This is a genomic window from Paraburkholderia sp. FW306-2-2C-D06C (genome assembly GCF_058781505.1).
Genome location: NZ_JBYSWU010000051.1, coordinates 1 through 17,014 on the forward strand (window position 1 = coordinate 1; position 17,014 = coordinate 17,014).

A 17,014-nucleotide genomic window follows, 5' to 3' on the forward strand; every position below is an offset into this window, starting at 1 on the left:
CATCATTGCTGGGCAGCCTGAGCGTGGACAACGGCCGTTTGGGGCCGTTACATGCCCCTGCGTCAGGGTTCGGCCAGTTTGAGACGTTCGACACCCAGTTGAAGATCGTCGACAATCAGTACCTAATCGGTTAGCCCTGTCAGTGTGTACGACAATTTCAATTCGGCTATCAGTGTGAAAAATTCTTGGATCACGACATTGCTTCTCACACTGGTTATCGCGCCGTCGGCGGCGATGGCTGACGGTCCATTCGATGGTCATTGGGAATTTCAGGATCGAAACAATGACGGGCTTTCTTACGGCGCCGAACTTGATCTTGAGCAGCACGGTAATCAGGTATCGGGAACGTGGAGCGACGGCAGTACGCAAGAAGTATCGTCGGGGTCACTAAGGGGTGATGCCCGCGGTCTGAGGTTAGTGGTCCGTTTCTGTAGCGATGGTTCATTTGGGAATGAACCTTTCAATTGCCCGAAATTCGACCCGCAAGCAGACCTTTTTGTGGTTGAGGGCGATAAGCTCAGCTGGTACAAGAAATTCAGAGAGCGCGGTCCGAACTTCGAGCGTTATGCGATCCTGCAACGTGGGCCGAGACATAGGGCGGTGAAGAAATCCAAAGAGTAGAAGCCGGCCTCGAACCGCTCGACACGGTTCTTTGCAAGGGGCACTCTTCGGCCACACTGTGGCCAAGATCGTCGACAATTTGTGTGAGCACGATCACATGGGAAACCATACCCATATAGGCGAAGGTCGACCCGCGTAATGGATGTTCGCTACCGGTGGCCATTCAGAGAGATCGGGTTGCGGTATTCGCGGTTCCGTAGTGGCTCGTCTCTTCGGCTATCCAACTCGCGAAAAAAGGTGCATAGGCATGGTCGTCCCGACTGGCCGTGCATACGCCGGGCGCGACTATCTTCCGCTCAGCGTGGAACCGCACCGATTTGCTGCAAGAGGGCGAGTAGATCAGGTTGCCCGCGCTCTTCGACAATTTTCCCGCTGGAAAACCGATAGAAGTTCATGGCTTGAACCTGAATCTTCTTTCCGCTCGCAGGCACGCCAAAGAAGGTGGCTTGGTGAGTACCGCGCATGATGAACCGTGCAGCAATCTTGTCGTCTTCCGCGATCACTTCTTCGAGTGTCCATTGAATGTCGGGGAAGCCGGAACGCATCATGCCAATGATTTCCATATACCCGCGCGGTCCCGTCAACGGGTCAGGGCGGCCAGGGACGTGGAAGATTGCGTCGGCAGCAATAAGCTCGTCGGCGAGTGCCTCGTTGGCTGTATTAATGAATTCGAGAAAGCGAAACATCAAGAGTTTGTTCGATTCGACGGTCATGGTTTGAGCCTTGTAAGTGATTGCCGTCGTTCGCAACGGCGAGGTTCATGTGCGCTGCTAGTGAGGTGTGGAGCCGGCTGCGGTGCGTCGCGCATGTGCGCGATTGAGCGCGTTTGCGACGTCTTGAACAAGTCTAGATTGAAAATTCATCGAGATAAATGCGTGATATCTTTGGACATTCACAACAGGATGTTTGGAATGGATCGCTTGACCGGCATGAGCGTTTTTACGAAAGCAGTCGAGCTGGGCTCGTTCTCAGCGGCCGGGGACGCGCTTCAGATGTCGCCGCAACTGGTCGGGAAGCACGTCCAGTTGCTCGAACAGAACCTGGGTGTGCGCTTGCTGAACAGAACGACGCGTCGGCAAAGTCTGACCGATGTCGGACGGGCGTTCTACGAACGCGCCAAGATCATCCTGGCGGAGGTCGAGGCGGCTGAAAATCTCGTTGCTGAAACCCGCGCGGTGCCGACCGGTCGCCTGAAGGTGAATGCTCCGGTTAGCTTCGGTATGCACACCCTGGCGCCGAAGTTGCCGAATTACCTTAAGGCCTTCCCGCAGGTCGCAGTTGACCTGACTCTTTCAAATAGAGCCGTTGACCTGATTGACGAGGGTTATGACGCGGTGTTCAGGATTGGGGAGTTGGGGGATAGCGGCCTGATTGCTCAGCCCCTGGCTCCATACCGGTTGGTGCTGTGCGCTGCGCCGTCGTACCTTGCCGCGAACCCGCGCATAACGACTCCCGCTGACCTCCAGTATCACGAGTGTCTTGGGTTTATGCACACGTCGCTAAGATCGGAGTGGACGTTTGATGGCCCGGAGGGGCGAGTCTCTGTTCAGGTGTCGGGTCGGTTTATGGCCGACCACGGAGAGGTGCTACTAGCGGCCGCAGTGGCGGGCGTCGGTGTCATGCTTCAACCCGTGGAACTGGCGAAGGGCGAGCTCGATCGTGGCAATCTGGTTGTCGTGCTTCCGGGTTATCAGGCTCCTTCGCGGCCATTGCACGTTCTATATGTCCACGATCGCCGAGTGACGCCCAAGCTGCGGTGCTTTCTGGATTTTGCGATTGAGCAATTTGGAGCTTAGCGAAGCTATGGTTCCTCAGCGTTGTTCAGATGCCATCGGTGCCACACTCTGTCGAGCAGGCACCGATGGCAGTGACCGCTTTCGGGAAAACTGAAGGTCTCTGATGGGTCGACTGCTGCCGATCGCCGGCAGGCGGAGACCGGCCAGCTTCTGCCACTCGTCAACAAATAAAGATGGGCGTTCAGGTGCCGGTTTCGTGCAAGCGACAGACGTTCATCGGCCTCAACTATTTGCAATAGGATCAAGGAGGCCTCTGCCATATGACCACACATGAAGAATTTGCAATTCCCGACGGCGTCAATCGTGCTGCCGAGTAAGTTATTGCAGAGAACCGGGCGACTCGAGCTGACTACGTTACTGCGCTAAATAGGTTCGACGCGGCTATCTGCGAAGCGATCGCAGTAAACCAAGCAGCGTCGGGACGATTTGTCGAGGCTCACAAGGGATACGCCACGAAGTTGTTCACCCGACTTTGCGCACATGGGATCGCCTTGGTGCGAGCAGTTCCGCTCACACGATGGGTGAAGTCCGATCACGAGGATTGGGACTTTTCTTGCGCAACCCCGCACGTAAGGGTGATTTTGGAAGGGTATCTGCTTTTCTCATATGTGATCGAGACTCTATTTCCGGTTCGTAGGCGCGCCATCGCAGAGTTTCTGAATGCCCGCTGGGCTCGATGATGCTGCAAGCCAATGCCACACCGCGCGGACGGTTGCGCGTGAGTCTGCCGACCATTGGCTATCGCTTCCTGTTGCCGATCCTGCCCGAGTTCGCCGAGCGCTATCCCGCGACGCGATCCGCGCGGGCACGCTGCGCACCGTCCTCGAAGACCATCTCGCGCACGCGGGACAGTTCTCGGTCCTATGGCCGTCGAGCCGGCAGTTGTCGCCGAAACTGCGGGCGTTCGTGGATTTTCTGTCGGAGCGCTTGTTTCCCGAGGCGTCGGCGGACGGATAGCGCTATCGTGTCGGCAACGCCCGCTTCAACTTCAACCGGATTTCAAACTCATGTCGACTCGCTTTAACGCGGCTTTCACCGCAGCTTTCACCGCGTTACTGGCCGCCGCGCTGTTCGGCGCGACCACGCCCCTCGCCAAAGCGCTGCTCGGCTCGCTGTCGCCGTTCCTGCTCGCCGGTCTGTTCTACCTCGGCAGCGGCACCGGCCTCGCCGTGCTGATCCTGCTGCGCCGGCTGCAACGCCATGCCCGCGGACAGCGCGTCAGCCACGACCGCTTTCCTTTACGCGAAGTACCGTGGCTCGCCGGCGCGATCGCGGCGGGCGGCGTCGCCGGTCCGGCGCTTCTGATGCTCGGTTTGCAGACGACGCCCGCGGCCACCGGCTCGCTGCTGCTGAATCTCGAAGGCGTATTCACCGCGCTGATCGCATGGGTCGTGTTTCGCGAGAACGTCGACGTGCAGGTATTCCTCGGCATGGCCGCGATCGTCGCGGGCGGCGTGGCGCTGTCGTGGCAACCGGGCGCGGCAGGCCTGCCGCCCGGCACGCTGCTGCTGGCCGCCGCGTGCGCCTGCTGGGCCATCGACAACAATCTCACGCGCAAGGTGTCGGCTAACGATGCAATGTTCATTGCGTGCGTCAAAGGACTCGTGGCCGGTTCGGTGAATATCGCGCTCGCGTTCACCCTCGGCGTCGCATGGCCGAAGGCCGCGACCATCACGCTTGCGATGCTGACGGGCTTCGCCGGCTACGGCGTGAGTCTCGTGCTATTCGTCGTAGCATTGCGCAATCTCGGCACCGCGCGCACCGGCGCGTATTTCTCGGTCGCGCCGCTCTTCGGCGTGACCTTGTCGTGGGTGTTGTGGCCTGAAATGCCGCCGCTGCTGTTCTGGGTCGCAACCGCGCTGATGACGCTGGGCGTCTGGCTGCACATCCGCGAACGTCACGAGCATCCGCATACGCACGATGCACTGGACCACACGCATCATCATCGGCACGACGCGCATCATCAGCATGAGCACGATTTCGTATGGGACGGCAACGAGCCGCATACCCATCCGCATCGCCATGCACCAATCTCGCATACTCACGCGCATTTCCCAGATATTCATCATCGGCATACGCATTGATTTCTCGCATGACGGCGCGGCGCAGGAACTTGCTGGCTGCAAGACAAAAATCTCTGTGGAACGAATCCTGCGATAGATCGATTCAATTGGCATAGCCGCGAATCACGTTCTCTAATAAAACTCCTGTTTGTCCGCGGTTCATCCTGCCTGCTCTGGAGAGATTCTCATGTCTCAGCCCGAACCCAACGTCGACGAAGTGGTAAGAAGCATCGCGGAAGAAACCGATACGCCTGCTGAAACGGTCTCCAGGATGTACGCCGACACGCTGGCCGACTATCGACACGATGCGCGCGTCTTCGATTACGTGCCGCTCTTCGCCGCGAAGAAGGTACGCGACCAGTTGCGGAATTCGTCTAACCAAAAACACTGATACGTTGATCGACGCGCGGAGACCACCGCCTGCTTTATACCGTTGCTTTATACCGTTTCACGCGAGCCTCGCTGGCTTGCATGTGCTGATTCGCGCGAACGCGCACCGAATTAATTTTCCCGCTGCCAGAAATTTCCCGCTGCTAGACTCTGAACCGAACCAACCGTTTTGAGGACGAGGCATGCGGGTGACAATCGTAGGCGCGGGCATTGCGGGCTTGAGCACGGCGTGGTCGCTGGCGAAGCTGGGACATGACGTCACGCTGATCGAGCAGGGTTCGATTCCCAATCCGCTCGCCGCGTCGGGCGACCGGCACCGAATAATCCGCCGCGCATACGGCGACGCCGACGGCTATGCGCGTACCATCGCTGAAGCGTTCGACAGTTGGGATTTGCTGTGGGACGACCTCGGCGTTTCGCACTACGCCAATTGCGGCGTGCTCGGCATTTCGCAATACGCGGGCGACGGCGCCGAACTGTTCCGCGCCGGCCTCGACCGGATGGAATTCGAATACGAACGGCTCGAACCGCGCGAAGCGGCCGAACGTTATGCGTTTCTCGATCCCGCTACCTTTCGCTACGCGTACCTCGACCATGACGGCGGCGCGCTCTTCAGCGAACGCATAGCACACGATATGAAAGCCTGGCTCAAGATGCGCGGCGCCGAGATCCGCATGCATGCAAAAGCGCTCGCTGTCGATCCGCACGCGGCGTCCGTGCAACTCGAAGACGGCAGCACGGTTCGCGGCGACAAGCTCGTGGTCACCGCTGGCGCCTGGACCTCGCAGTTGTTCCCCGCACTCGCTGAAAAGCTGATGACTTATCGCAACGCGGTCGCCTATATGGAGCCGCCCGCGGACTTGCAGGACGCGTGGTCGAACGCGCCGGCGATTGTCGATATCGGCGGCGCTAGCAGCGGTTACGTGCTGCCGCCTATCGACGGCGTCGGCCTGAAGTTCGGCGCGGGCGTGCACAAGACTCGCGCCGCCGATCCAGACGCCGATCGCGTCGCCGCGCCCGCCGAAGGCGACAGTTTGCGCCGGCTGTTCTCGCCACCCTTCGGCCGCATCGACGAATATAGGGTCACCGAAGTAAAGACTTGCGCGTATACGTTCACGGCGGATACACGTTTCTTTTCGCAGCGCCTCGGCAACACGCTGGTTGTGTCGGCATGCTCGGGCCACGGCTATAAATTCGGCGCGGCGGTCGGGCGGCGCATCGCGCAAGCGCTGCATACGGACGACGACGCCATGCTCGCGCGCTGGCTCAGAGCGGAAATGGCATAGCCAGATTTCGTCACAACAACGACCATGCCGCTCTAACGGCGCGTACGTTCGCGATCCAGTCCACGCACTACGGCAGCGAGCCGCGCTACCCATGCATCGGCTTCGTCCGGTTTGATGCCTGCGTAGCCGAGCATAAAACCGTTGTAGTGCGCGGCGTTCTGTGCGGACGGCTGACAGAACGCGCTCAGCGCCGCGATATGCAAGCCATGCTCGCGCGTGGCCGCGCTCACGTCCTGATCGCGCAGCGGCGCATCGAGCCGCACCGTCAAATGCATGCCGCCGCTGTCGGAGGAGATCGTCACCAGATCGCCCATGTGCCGCTCGATTGCATCCACCAACGCGGCGCGGCGTTGCTGATAAAGCCGCCGCATGCGCCGCAGATGCCGCGCATATCTCCCGCTATCGATGAAATCCGCCAACGCGATCTGTTCGGCCACGCGCCCCTGCCGCGCGATCTCGCCGAGCGCCTCGTCCACCTCCGCGACCAGATTCGCCGGCACGATCATAAAGCCCATGCGCAGCGCCGGAAACATCGTCTTGCTGAAGGTGCCGAGGTAGATCACCGGCGTATCGGCCGCGAGCCCCTGGATCGACGGCAAGGGCGGGCCGCTGTGGCGCAGTTCGCTGTCATAGTCGTCTTCGATGATCCACGCGCCGCGCGCCACCGCGTGCTCGATGATCGACCAGCGCCGCTCCAGGCTCAACACGCTGCCGAGCGGATACTGATGCGACGGCGTGATGTACATCAGACGCGGCGGCGTCCGCTGCCAATGATCCGGCGTGGGCGCGATGCCGGCGGCGTCGACGGGAATCGGCACCAGTCGCAAACCGGCGGCCTGGAACGCAGCCTTCGCGCCGTGGTAACCGGGATCTTCGACCCACACGCTATCGCCGGGATCGGCCAGCATGCATGCGCACAGATCGAGACTCGCCTGGGTGCCCGCGGTGATGAACACCTGTTCGGGCGAACACCGCACGCCGCGCGACACGCGCACGTATTCGGCGATCGAGCGGCGTAACGCGGGATGCCCGGAATTGTTGCCATAGCCGAGTTCGCTCGGCTCGACCGAACGCCATGCGCGCTCCATCGAAGCGCGCCATTGCGCGAGCGGAAATTCATCGAGTGCGGGTACGCCGGGACGGAACGGCGTGGGGTCGTCCGGGTTGCTGCGCTCACGCGGCAGGCCGGTGACCCGATGCGACAGACGGTTCGCAGACGGGTTCGCGCCTGCGCGGGCCATGGTTATCGACGCCCCCGCTCCGCTCACCATGCTGACGATGGAACCATGCCGGCTCGTGGTGATAAAGCCTTCTTCGGTCAGCCGTTCATACGCGTACAGCACCGAATTTCGCGCGATGCCGAGTTGCTCGGCGAGCGCACGCGTCGGCACGAGCTGGCTGCCGTGACGGATGTCGCCATCGAGAATCGCGCGGCGCAGGCTCTCGTACAGCAAGTCCTGCTGCGTTAGCTTGCGGCCACCCAGCGCCCGCTCGACGTTCGACATCAACAGACCATAGTCCAAGTTCGTGGCTCCAAATTCTGAACGCATTGTGGAGCTAACAATGGTGCCACAAATTTCTTATGCTGACGGCTGTCGAGTCGCCAATAACCGCACGCAGCCAGAGGGGCCGATGCCATGAATACGCACGCACGTCACGCTATGACCGCAGCCTTGAGCTATGGCGCCGTGGCAACGTGGTGCGCGGCGCTGGCGTGCGCCGCTCTCGCGTACTACATGCTGGACCCCGCGGCAACGGCGCGCGCGACGCTGAACGCTTGCATCACCGCACGCCTGGCGGAGCGCGGCAGCGCGGTCAACGCAAACCCCGCCAGCCAGGAAGATCGCGAGCAGGCGTTTAGCGCAGCCGTCTATGCTTGTTCGACTCAACCGTAACGGGGCGAACCGCTCGCCCACAAACCATAACCAGTCAAGGAACCGCAGTCATGTCCGAATCGATTCAAATCCGCCCCGTCACGCCCGCCGACTTCGACGCGTGGCTGCCGTTGTGGGATGCCTACAACGCGTTCTATGGCCGCTCCGGCGAAACCGCATTGCCGCGCGAAATCACGCAGATTACGTGGGGACGTTTCTTCGACGGCTACGAGCCGATGCATGCGATGGTCGCCGAACGCGACGGCAAGTTGCTCGGCATCGTGCACTTTCTGTATCACCGTCACACGACGATGGCAGGCCCGACCTGCTATCTGCAAGACCTGTACACGCTGGAATCGGAGCGCGGCAAGGGCGTCGGCCGTGCGCTGATCGAGGCGGTGTATGCGCGGGCGAAGGCCGACGGCTCGCAACGCGTCTACTGGCAGACGCATGAAACGAATCAGACGGCGATGCGGCTCTACGATAGCGTCGCGGAACGCTCGGGCTTTGTGGTGTATCGCAAGGCGCTGTAACGTCGCGGCAAACACAAAGGGCGCACCACCCAGTGCGCCCTTCGCCTTCATGCTACGGCTTTGCTTCTACCGCATTGCTTCCGCCGCTTTACCAATTCGTAGTGCCGTCCGTAGGTGTGGTTAGGCAAGCGCCGTGTTGGGGTCGGTCAGTGTGGCAAGGTCGATGGTCCGGCCTTGGTTCATCCACTTGCGCGACAGTTTCAGTTCGCGTGGAGTGTTGATGGCGATCACGCCGCGAATCGCGTTGTCTTCCAGATAGAAAAGCGTGGCGCGTTTGCCCGACAGATTGCCGCGTACGGCGAGTTGCGCATCGCCCGGAATATCGCCGAGGATTTGCAGATTGACGTCGTATTGATCGGACCAGAACCACGGAATATCCGCATACGGTTCGAAGGTGCCGAGCAAGGCTTTCGCGGTGGAGATCGCCTGGTTCTGCGCGTTGGCCCACGATTCGAGACGCACGCGGCGCTTGAGCCACGCGCTCGGATGATTCGCGACGTCGCCGCACGCGAAAATGCGCGGATCGTCGGTCGCGCCGAAGTGATCGACCACGATGCCGTCTCGCACCTCGATGCCAGCGGCTTCCGCCAATGCGGTGTGCGGCGTGAGGCCGATACCGGCGACGGCGAAATCGGCGTCGAGCGTCGAGCCGTCCGCGAAGGTTGCGCGGATGCGGTCGGCGTCGTGCGGATGATCGGCAAGCGCTACCAGCGACGCGTGCAAGCGCACGTCCACGCCATTCGCGCGATGCAGCTCGAGCAGGAAGTTCGACACCATCGGCGGCAATGAACGGGCACACAGACGCGACGCGCCTTCCACCACCGTCGCTTGCACGCCGAGCTTGCGCGCGGTCGCCGCGACTTCGAGGCCGATCCAGCCGCCGCCTATGACGAGCACGCGCTTGCTGGCGCGCAGCCGTTCGCCGAGCGCGACAGCTTCGTCGAGCGTGCGCAGATAGGCGATATGCGAGGTCTTCACCAGCGCATCCGGCAGACGGCGCGCCGCGCCGCCGGTGGCGATCACCAGACGGTCGTATTGCACGTCGCGGCCCGACTGCGTGCGCACGATGCGTTGCTCGCGGTCGATCGACGTCGCGTAATCCGGTTGCCATGTTTCGACATTCAGCGCCTCGAAATCGTCCGGCGTAACGAGCCGCACGGTTTCGATATCCGCTTCACCGGTCAGCACGGCCTTCGACAATGGCGGGCGCTCGTACGGCAGATGAATCTCGTCGGCGATCATCACGAGGCGGCCCGCGAAACCTTCCTTGCGCAATGTCTTCACGACCCAGCCGGCCGCCTGGCCGCCGCCGATCACGACGATCGTGCGTGGCGCTTCGAGTCCGGCGTGGGCGGCTTGCGCCTTTGCAGCAGCAGCGTCAGTCATATTTACGCTCCGTCATGAACTTGCCTTCCGGCGCCTTCGCGTTCTTCTGGCGACGCGTATTGCCGTCGATGCCGCCCTCGATCGCCCATTCGGCGAACACGGTTGGACCCGGTTCGAAGTCGCGCGGCTGCCATTCAGGCGTCAGCTGATCTTCGTCGGCGTAGTACTCGATCAGGCCTCCGGCCGGATTCTGGAAGTACCAGAAGTACGCGGACGAAACCGGATGACGTCCCGGCCCGAGTTGCGTATCCCAGCCGCATCGGCTGATATGCATGCCGCCGCCGAACACTTCGTGGATATCGCGCACGGTGAACGCGACGTGATTCAGGCCGCGTTTGCCGCCGGGCAGCGCCAGCAGGAAAATGTCGTGGTGGCCGCCGTGCGGCGCGCAGCGCATGAAGGCGCCGCGGCCCGGATAACGATCCGACATTTCGAAATGATAGCGCGAAGCATGGGGCGGCCATTTATCCGGCGAACGGTGCGTGTGCCATGCGTGCACCACGTTCGACAGCACAAAATTTGCCGCGTCATGGGCCGTTGCCGCCGGTGCAGTTTGTACACCGCCACCGTTTCACCCGGTGCTATCCTTTGATGCGGTTCGTAGCGCGTCGTCACATCGCCGAGCTTTCGCTCGTCGCACGCGTCCGGCGGGCACCCGACGAACTCGAATTGACCGTCGACGGCTACGCCACGCAAAGGCGTCATCCCGTCGACGCAAAGCATTGGCTCCTGCTAGCCGTTGACGCGACGCACAACAGTTGGCGCGTCAAGCGGCGACTGCCATAAGCAGACCGATCCAAACCTCGAACCGACGTCGCACGCACGCCGCCGCGCACAGCACTCGGATGCCTGTCCCGCAAATTTCGAAAAACGCCGATGACCGACAACGACGCCACCCTGCCACCCAATCCCGACGACGCCCCTGACGATCCCGAGCGCCGCCGCGTCCTGACCGGCCTCGCTGCGGTCGGCATAGGACTCGCTCTCGCCGGCTGCCACTCTGCCGGGCAGAGCGCGGCGAACGGCACGGCGCTGCGCTCTGCCGACGACTTGCGACTCGACGCCGCGCTGCGCGAGCAGGTGCGTCATATCGTGGTGATCTACGCCGAGAACCGCAGTTTCGCCAACCTGTACGGCAATTTTCCCGGCGTCCAGTCTCCACTCGATGCAGTGACCGCCGAGCGTTACCTCCAACTCGACCGCGACGGCAAGACGCCGCTGCCGCAATTGCCGAAAATCTGGGGCGGCCTCGTACCGCAGGCGCAGGAAGTGGACGGCAAGCGCTACATGATTGGCGAACGCGATGTCGGCGCCCTGCAGAACCGGCCGTTCCACCTGACTGACGCGCAGGGCGCGCCGCTGCCGAACGGCGTCATTACACGCGATCTGGTGCATCGCTTCTATCAGAACCAGATGCAGATCAACGCGGGGCGCAACGATCAGTTCGCCGCGTGGAGCGATTCCGGCGGCCTGGTGATGGGCCACTACCGCAATTCCGCCGACACGCTGCGTCTGTGGAATCTCGCGCGGCAGTACACGCTCTGCGACAACTTCTTCATGGCGGCCTTCGGCGGCTCGTGGCTGAACCACATCTTTCTGATTTCGGCGCAGGCGCCGTTCTATCCCGACGTGCAGAACAGTCCGGCGAAGAAGCTGGTGTCGGTGGTCGAAGGCGACAATCCTGCCGGCGCGCGCCTCAAGCTGGCGGCGGATTCGCCGGCGTCCGCGCTCGACGGCCCGCCGAAATTCGTCAACGACGGCTTGTTCACCGCCGACGGCTACGCCGTCAACACGATGGCGCCGCCCTATCAGCCGAGCAACGTGCGCCCGGCGCAAGGCGGCGATCCTGCGCTCGCCGATCCGTCGAATCCGCGTGTCCTGCCGCCGCAAAATTTCGCGACGATCGGCGACCGTTTGACGGACAAGGATATCGATTGGGCGTGGTACAGCGGTGCCTGGCAATACGCACTCGAGCATCAGGACACCGGCGCCGTGCCGGATTTCCAGTATCACCATCAGCCATTCAACTACTTCGCCAATTACGCGCCGGGCACCGCGGCGCGCCGCAAATATCTGCGCGATGCGGGCTTGGGCAACAACGTATCGACCAATCGTCTGCTCGCCGATATCGATGCGGGGCGCCTGCCGGCCGTCACGTTCTACAAACCGCAAGGCGACCTGAACATGCACGCGGGTTACGCGGACGTCGAATCAGGCGACCGGCATATTGCGAATGTCGTCGGGCATATTCAGCGCAGTGCGCAATGGGCCAACACGGTGGTGATCGTCACCGTCGACGAGAACGGCGGCTGGTGGGATCCGGTCGCGCCGCCCAAGGGCGACCGCTGGGGGCCGGGCTCGCGGATTCCCGCGCTGGTGATTTCGCCGTTGGCGAAGAGGGGATACGTCGATCATACGGTGTATGACACCAACTCGATTTTGCGGTTTATCAGTCGCGTGCATGGGCTGGCGCCGCTCGATGGGGTCATCGCGCGAGATCGTGCATTTGCGCAGAACGGCCTCGCTGCGCCTGGCGATCTGACTGGTGCGCTTAATCTTGTCTGAGAGAGTTTTTTCGTGCCGGATCGGCCGTCATACCTTTGGCTTGCATAACGCGCATCGCGGCATAGACTGGTAGGGCAACACTTCGCATTTTGTACGGAACTGCCATGCGCCTGACCATCCTGATCAACGGTTCCGATCCCACCGTTAACCATGATTACGCTGTGCTGTGGCTCGATACCGAAGAGCATCGGTGGTCGAGAGAAGCGCATCAAGGGATCGATCTGCCCCCGTGGGGCGAGTTACACGACGACAACGGCGTCACCACGCTCTGTGCACCGAGCACGGACGCGCCGCTGTGCACGCTGCGCGGATTGCACGTCGACCGCAAGCAGCAAGTCAGTGCAGCACAAGGCGCGGCCGCATGGACGGCCGTACCGGCGCGCGCGCCGACCAGCGGCTTCTGGCGCTTGCAAGCCGTCGACCGGCAAACGATCCACGCGGAACACAGCGTGTTCGGAAATTAACTTCCGGAGCGGTTCTTGTCGCTCGACCACCTGTTCGACTCGAAGCGCACCTCGTGTGCGCGGCGAGTTTTTGCGTCCGATTTGCGGGCAGTTCATTCGCGCTCCGCACCTTCCCCGCATTTAAGCCCTTCTTAAGTTTGCTTGCGTAGAGTTGGAAATCCACGCATTAGGGTCGCTGCAAGGCGGCCCCTTTTTTTGTCCGGCGTGAGTCCGGTCATCTCCTGCGCTTCGCGCAAATCCCCCTTTTTTCCGCTGTTTATTCGCGTGTTCCACGTCGCTCGAAACGGGTTCGCAACGCTATACTTGCGCCCCCCTCCCTCGACTGACTGACTCATGAAGAAGTGGTTTAGCTGTCTATTGTTTGCCGTCGCCGCTCACGCGAGCGCGGCGCCCTCCTGCACCCAGTTCACGCCGAACGCGCAATGGCCGGTGCTGACCAATCAGAAGATGGCGCCGAAAACGCGCATGCTTTGCTACACCGATTTCGCCGTTCTGCATTCCGGGATCACGCATGGTCCGCTATGGTCCGCCGAGCATCTGACGCGCGATCACATCGAGGCCGCCAAAGACATGGTGCGCACCAACAAATTCTTCGAAGACGCGCGCTTGCCCGACGGCGAAGGCGCAACGCTGGCGGACTATAAACGCAGCGGTTTCGATCGCGGCCACATGAGCCCGGCCGGCAATCGCTGGAATCAGGAAGCGATGGCACAATCGTTTTCGCTCGCCAACGTCGTGCCGCAGAACCGCGAGAACAACCAGCGCTTGTGGGCGCGCATTGAAACGTCAGTGCGCAAGATCGCAATGTCATACGACGAGACCTACGTCGTGACCGGGCCGATTTTCAGCGGCCGGCAATTGCAGACCATCGGGCCGACGCGCGTCTTCGTGCCGACGCAATTGTTCAAGGCCGTCTACGTGCCGTCGAAGCAACTGGCGTTTGCGGTGATGGTGGACAATGTCTCGACCAACCGTTACGACATCAAGACGATTCACGAACTCGAAGCGGCAAGCGGCATCCGTTTTCCGGGCATTCCGGAGAATCTCAAAGATCAGCGACCGGGAGGACTGAAAGGTGTTTAAACCCTATTCGAACGATGACGACGTACTCAACATTCAAGGCGACGCGCTCACCGTGAGCAACGGCACGACGCGTGTGGTCGTGGCCGGGACTCTCGAGTTGACCCAGGATCAGCGCGGCCTGAAGGCAGCGCTGGCGCTGAAGGAAGCAGTCGACGCAGTCGTGGCTTCATTGCAGGCGCAAAAGGATCTGCCAGCCAGGGTGAAGGACGAGCCGGATGCAAAACCGGGCGTCATTCAGAACCCGTTCCAATAGGGCGATCAAGACGCACTCACGCAGCGCCGATGCGCGAAGGCGATGCACTTTGGTGCCGCCTTCGCCGCCACGCAGCAAACGCCTAGCATGAACCCTGTCTAAACGATCGCATCCTCGCGTCGACCACCTACGACGCGAACCATCCTGTTTCAGTCCTTACGTTTTGTCACTAGCGCACCGTCAACTCCTGTCTTCCGCGCAACGTTAAACCGGCAGCGCTGAACATTTTCAGCCGCGATACAAGAAACCAGCGGTTAAACCAAGGAGTTAAACCATGAAGACGCTTTTCGCTGCTCTCGCTTCCGCCCTGCTCGTCTCGACCGCGTTCGCACAAACGGCCGCACCTTCGAGCGCACAACCCGCACAACCCGCACAAACGCAACCCGCCGGTCAGGCGAATCTGAAGGCCACCACCGCCGTGCAAACCGGCGCCGCCGACAACGGCCTGGCCGCGACGAAGGCCGGCACCAAGACTGACGCGAAGGCTGAAACGAAAACCGCGAAGAAGTCGCATGTGAAGAAGACGTCGACCGCTCACACGGCAAAGACGCACAAGTCCACCAAGAAGAACGCTGTCGAAGCAGGCGCCGACAAGAGCAAGACGGATGGCGCGAACGGGGCCAGCGCTGCGCCGGTGAAAGCCGACGGCGCAAAGACCGACACGACCAAAACGCAATAACACGTGTCAGGTCGTCGGCACGCACCGGCCATGCATAGGTAGTTAATTCAAGCTGTCAATCGAAGCCGCACAGTGCCGTTCAGGGAGGGCGAGTCTCATGACTCGCCTTTTTTTGTGGACGCTCTTTTGCGCGGGCTTGCCATCAGCTCGCCAACCATGCCGAATGGCCGCTGGACGCATTCTTTTCGTGAGCAACATGCAGTGCCGAGCTTGGCACACCATTCGGCAAAATCAATCCGAAGCCGGCTTCAAATCCGCCAGCTCGCTGAGTTTTTTCACGTCGGCGATTTCGATCTCCGCGTAGCCGAGCTTGAGCGCACCCTGCGTTTCAAACTGCTTGAGCCAGATTGTCGGTTACCCGATGGTTTCAAATTCCGTTGACCGCGATTATGCTGACGTTGATCGAGGAGCGGCATCCATGAGAACGCTGACCGAACAGCTAACGCAATACGCGGCCTACCATCGCGACCGGCGCAATATCGCCACGCATTTCATCGGCATTCCGATGATCGTGCTGGCGTTGGCCGTCCTGCTGAGCAGACCCGCGCTCACTTCGGGCGCATTGCCGTTTTCGTTATCGCCCGCGTGGCTGTTGTTCGCAGCGGCGACCCTCTATTACCTCGTGCTCGACGTGCCGCTCGGCGCGATGATGGCAATCGTGTCGGTGTTGTGCGTCGCGTGCGGTCAGTGGCTGGCCGCGCAATCGACGCTCATCTGGCTAGCCTCGGGCATCGGTCTATTCGTGGTCGGCTGGGTGTTTCAGTTCATTGGCCACGTCGCGTACGAGCATCGCAAGCCGGCCTTTGTCGACGATGTGATCGGCCTTCTGATCGGCCCGCTGTTCGTGCTTGCCGAAGCATTGTTCGGTTTCGGCTGGCGGCCTGCGCTGCGCGAAGCGATCGAGGCGCAAGTGGGCCCGACGCGTATCAACGCGGACCGTGCGGCGGCGCGTCGCTGAACGGAACACGCGCGTGCGCCGGATTGAGCGCGCAATGCTCAGCGCGGCGCGAGGCGTACGAGCCGCACGCTGTGCAACGCGGTCAGCGCAACCGCGATCCAGATCGGTAGGTAGGTAGCCAACTGTTGTGCGCCCAGCGTTTCGCCGAGCAAGGTCACCGAGATCACCACCAGCAACACGGGCTCGACATAGCCGAGAATGCCAAACAACGCGACCGGCAATAAACGGCTCGCCTTCAGATACGAAGCCAGCGCGACCGTGCTGAGCGCGCCAAGACCGGGCAGCAGCAGGCACCACATGTCGAGACGGCCGGATATCATCGTCAGCGAGCCGCCGCTGATGACCGCCACGATTGCCACTGGCAACAGCAGCGACATTTCCACGGTGAACATCGCCAGCGAATCCTGGTTGATTTTGCGGCGCAGCACGAAGTACGGCGGATAGCCCAGTGCGACGAGCAAGGTCGGCCATGAAAAAGCGCCTGTCACCCAAAGTTCATGCGCGACACCCAATGCGGCGCAGGCGACGGCCAGCCACTGCAAGCCATCGAGGCGCTCGTGATAATAGAAGCGTCCAACCAGCACCATGACCAGCGGCAACAGAAAATAGCCTAGCGACACTTCGAGCATCCGGCCATGCAGCGGCGCCCAGAGAAATACCCAGAGTTGCAGACCGAGTAGCGCCGCGCCGGCGATCATCGAGAGGCCGAGCACCGGCTCGCGGAGCATACGGGCAATCAGTTGCCGGAATATCGGCAGCCGTTGGCGCAAAACGATCAGCAATAATGCGCCCGGCACGGTCCACACGATGCGCCACGCGAAGATATCGAGGCCGCTCAGCGGCGCGAGAAGTTTTGTGTAGCCCGATAGCAATGCAAACAGCGCAGATGCACCGACCGACAACGCAATGCCGCGCTTCGGGTCATACTGGTTCATCGGGCGGCCCGCTGCGAAATCGGAAACGTGTGCAGCGCAGCATGCAACGGCGCGGCGTGGATTGTTGTCATTAGATTCGGTTGTCTCAAGCGCGCAGCAAGCAGATCCGTGCGCTGCGCAAGCACTAC

18 protein-coding genes and 2 pseudogenes are annotated in these 17,014 nt (G+C 61.5%); 14 read left to right on the top strand and 6 right to left on the bottom strand.

What is annotated here, in order from left to right; translation table 11 throughout:
• Positions 1 to 144 precede the first annotated feature (144 nt).
• Positions 145 to 621, top strand: a complete 477-nt coding sequence (locus AC3WLT_RS29105; protein WP_492595109.1) for a hypothetical protein — start codon at positions 145 to 147, stop codon at positions 619 to 621.
• A 296-nt stretch (positions 622 to 917) separates the two neighbouring features.
• On the opposite strand, the gene AC3WLT_RS29110 is transcribed toward AC3WLT_RS29105, so the two are convergent.
• On the bottom strand, positions 918 to 1,334 hold the full coding sequence (locus AC3WLT_RS29110) for an ester cyclase (protein ID WP_492595110.1): 417 nt from the start codon (positions 1,332 to 1,334) through the stop codon (positions 918 to 920).
• Between the two features lie 198 nt (positions 1,335 to 1,532).
• On the opposite strand from AC3WLT_RS29110, the gene AC3WLT_RS29115 reads away from it, so the two are divergent.
• The 5 genes from AC3WLT_RS29115 (at position 1,533) to AC3WLT_RS29135 (ending at position 6,156) form a co-directional block, all read left to right on the top strand.
• A complete protein-coding gene (locus AC3WLT_RS29115; protein ID WP_492595111.1) occupies positions 1,533 to 2,417 on the top strand; it encodes a LysR family transcriptional regulator in 885 nt (294 codons plus the stop codon).
• Positions 2,418 to 3,227: 810 nt separating this feature from the next.
• Positions 3,228 to 3,374, top strand: coding sequence for a hypothetical protein (locus tag AC3WLT_RS29120; protein WP_492595167.1), 147 nt, complete (start codon positions 3,228 to 3,230; stop codon positions 3,372 to 3,374).
• Positions 3,375 to 3,424: 50 nt separating this feature from the next.
• A complete protein-coding gene (locus AC3WLT_RS29125) occupies positions 3,425 to 4,501 on the top strand; it encodes a DMT family transporter (RefSeq protein ID WP_492595112.1) in 1,077 nt (358 codons plus the stop codon).
• A gap of 166 nt (positions 4,502 to 4,667) precedes the next feature.
• Positions 4,668 to 4,871 carry a DUF3562 domain-containing protein gene (locus tag AC3WLT_RS29130; RefSeq protein WP_492595113.1) on the top strand — a complete coding sequence of 68 codons (204 nt, stop codon included), beginning with the start codon at positions 4,668 to 4,670 and terminating at the stop codon, positions 4,869 to 4,871.
• Between the two features lie 181 nt (positions 4,872 to 5,052).
• Positions 5,053 to 6,156 (top strand): NAD(P)/FAD-dependent oxidoreductase, encoded by a 1,104-nt coding sequence (locus tag AC3WLT_RS29135; RefSeq protein ID WP_492595114.1) that lies wholly within the window; start codon positions 5,053 to 5,055, stop codon positions 6,154 to 6,156.
• A gap of 32 nt (positions 6,157 to 6,188) precedes the next feature.
• On the opposite strand, the gene pdxR is transcribed toward AC3WLT_RS29135, so the two are convergent.
• Complete coding sequence (gene pdxR / locus AC3WLT_RS29140; RefSeq protein WP_492595115.1) at positions 6,189 to 7,679, bottom strand: MocR-like pyridoxine biosynthesis transcription factor PdxR; 1,491 nt, start codon at positions 7,677 to 7,679, stop codon at positions 6,189 to 6,191.
• Between the two features lie 114 nt (positions 7,680 to 7,793).
• Between pdxR and AC3WLT_RS29145 the strand changes: the two genes are divergently transcribed.
• Both AC3WLT_RS29145 and AC3WLT_RS29150 read left to right on the top strand, forming a co-directional pair.
• Complete coding sequence (locus AC3WLT_RS29145) at positions 7,794 to 8,051, top strand: hypothetical protein (RefSeq protein ID WP_492595116.1); 258 nt, start codon at positions 7,794 to 7,796, stop codon at positions 8,049 to 8,051.
• A gap of 50 nt (positions 8,052 to 8,101) precedes the next feature.
• Positions 8,102 to 8,563 (top strand): GNAT family N-acetyltransferase, encoded by a 462-nt coding sequence (locus tag AC3WLT_RS29150; protein WP_492595117.1) that lies wholly within the window; start codon positions 8,102 to 8,104, stop codon positions 8,561 to 8,563.
• A 120-nt stretch (positions 8,564 to 8,683) separates the two neighbouring features.
• On the opposite strand, the gene AC3WLT_RS29155 is transcribed toward AC3WLT_RS29150, so the two are convergent.
• Positions 8,684 to 9,949, bottom strand: a complete 1,266-nt coding sequence (locus AC3WLT_RS29155) for an NAD(P)/FAD-dependent oxidoreductase (protein ID WP_492595118.1) — start codon at positions 9,947 to 9,949, stop codon at positions 8,684 to 8,686.
• Positions 9,942 to 10,385, bottom strand: a pseudogene (locus tag AC3WLT_RS29160) (VOC family protein); the annotation flags it as partial. The pseudogene AC3WLT_RS29160 and the gene AC3WLT_RS29155, both read right to left, overlap by 8 nt.
• 440 nt (positions 10,386 to 10,825) lie before the next feature.
• Between AC3WLT_RS29160 and AC3WLT_RS29165 the strand changes: the two are divergent.
• The 5 genes from AC3WLT_RS29165 to AC3WLT_RS29185 all read left to right on the top strand — a co-directional run bounded on the left by AC3WLT_RS29165 (position 10,826) and on the right by AC3WLT_RS29185 (position 14,993).
• Entirely contained in the window at positions 10,826 to 12,514 is a 1,689-nt protein-coding gene (locus tag AC3WLT_RS29165) for an acid phosphatase (protein ID WP_492595119.1), read from the top strand.
• Between the two features lie 104 nt (positions 12,515 to 12,618).
• Entirely contained in the window at positions 12,619 to 12,978 is a 360-nt protein-coding gene (locus AC3WLT_RS29170; protein WP_492595120.1) for a DUF3564 domain-containing protein, read from the top strand.
• A gap of 333 nt (positions 12,979 to 13,311) precedes the next feature.
• Positions 13,312 to 14,061, top strand: coding sequence for a DNA/RNA non-specific endonuclease (locus tag AC3WLT_RS29175; protein WP_492595121.1), 750 nt, complete (start codon positions 13,312 to 13,314; stop codon positions 14,059 to 14,061).
• Entirely contained in the window at positions 14,054 to 14,314 is a 261-nt protein-coding gene (locus AC3WLT_RS29180; RefSeq protein WP_492595122.1) for a hypothetical protein, read from the top strand. Before AC3WLT_RS29175 ends, AC3WLT_RS29180 begins: the two co-directional genes overlap by 8 nt.
• A gap of 274 nt (positions 14,315 to 14,588) precedes the next feature.
• Positions 14,589 to 14,993, top strand: a complete 405-nt coding sequence (locus tag AC3WLT_RS29185) for a hypothetical protein (protein ID WP_492595123.1) — start codon at positions 14,589 to 14,591, stop codon at positions 14,991 to 14,993.
• A gap of 231 nt (positions 14,994 to 15,224) precedes the next feature.
• On the opposite strand, the pseudogene AC3WLT_RS29190 reads toward AC3WLT_RS29185, so the two are convergent.
• Positions 15,225 to 15,335 (bottom strand): annotated as a pseudogene (locus AC3WLT_RS29190) (Crp/Fnr family transcriptional regulator); the annotation flags it as partial.
• A gap of 76 nt (positions 15,336 to 15,411) precedes the next feature.
• Between AC3WLT_RS29190 and AC3WLT_RS29195 the strand changes: the two are divergent.
• A complete protein-coding gene (locus AC3WLT_RS29195; protein WP_492595124.1) occupies positions 15,412 to 15,951 on the top strand; it encodes an Mpo1 family 2-hydroxy fatty acid dioxygenase in 540 nt (179 codons plus the stop codon).
• Between the two features lie 38 nt (positions 15,952 to 15,989).
• Here the strand turns inward: AC3WLT_RS29195 and rarD are convergent, their stop codons facing one another.
• Positions 15,990 to 16,886 carry an EamA family transporter RarD gene (rarD, locus tag AC3WLT_RS29200; protein WP_492595125.1) on the bottom strand — a complete coding sequence of 299 codons (897 nt, stop codon included), beginning with the start codon at positions 16,884 to 16,886 and terminating at the stop codon, positions 15,990 to 15,992.
• Positions 16,887 to 17,014 lie beyond the last annotated feature (128 nt).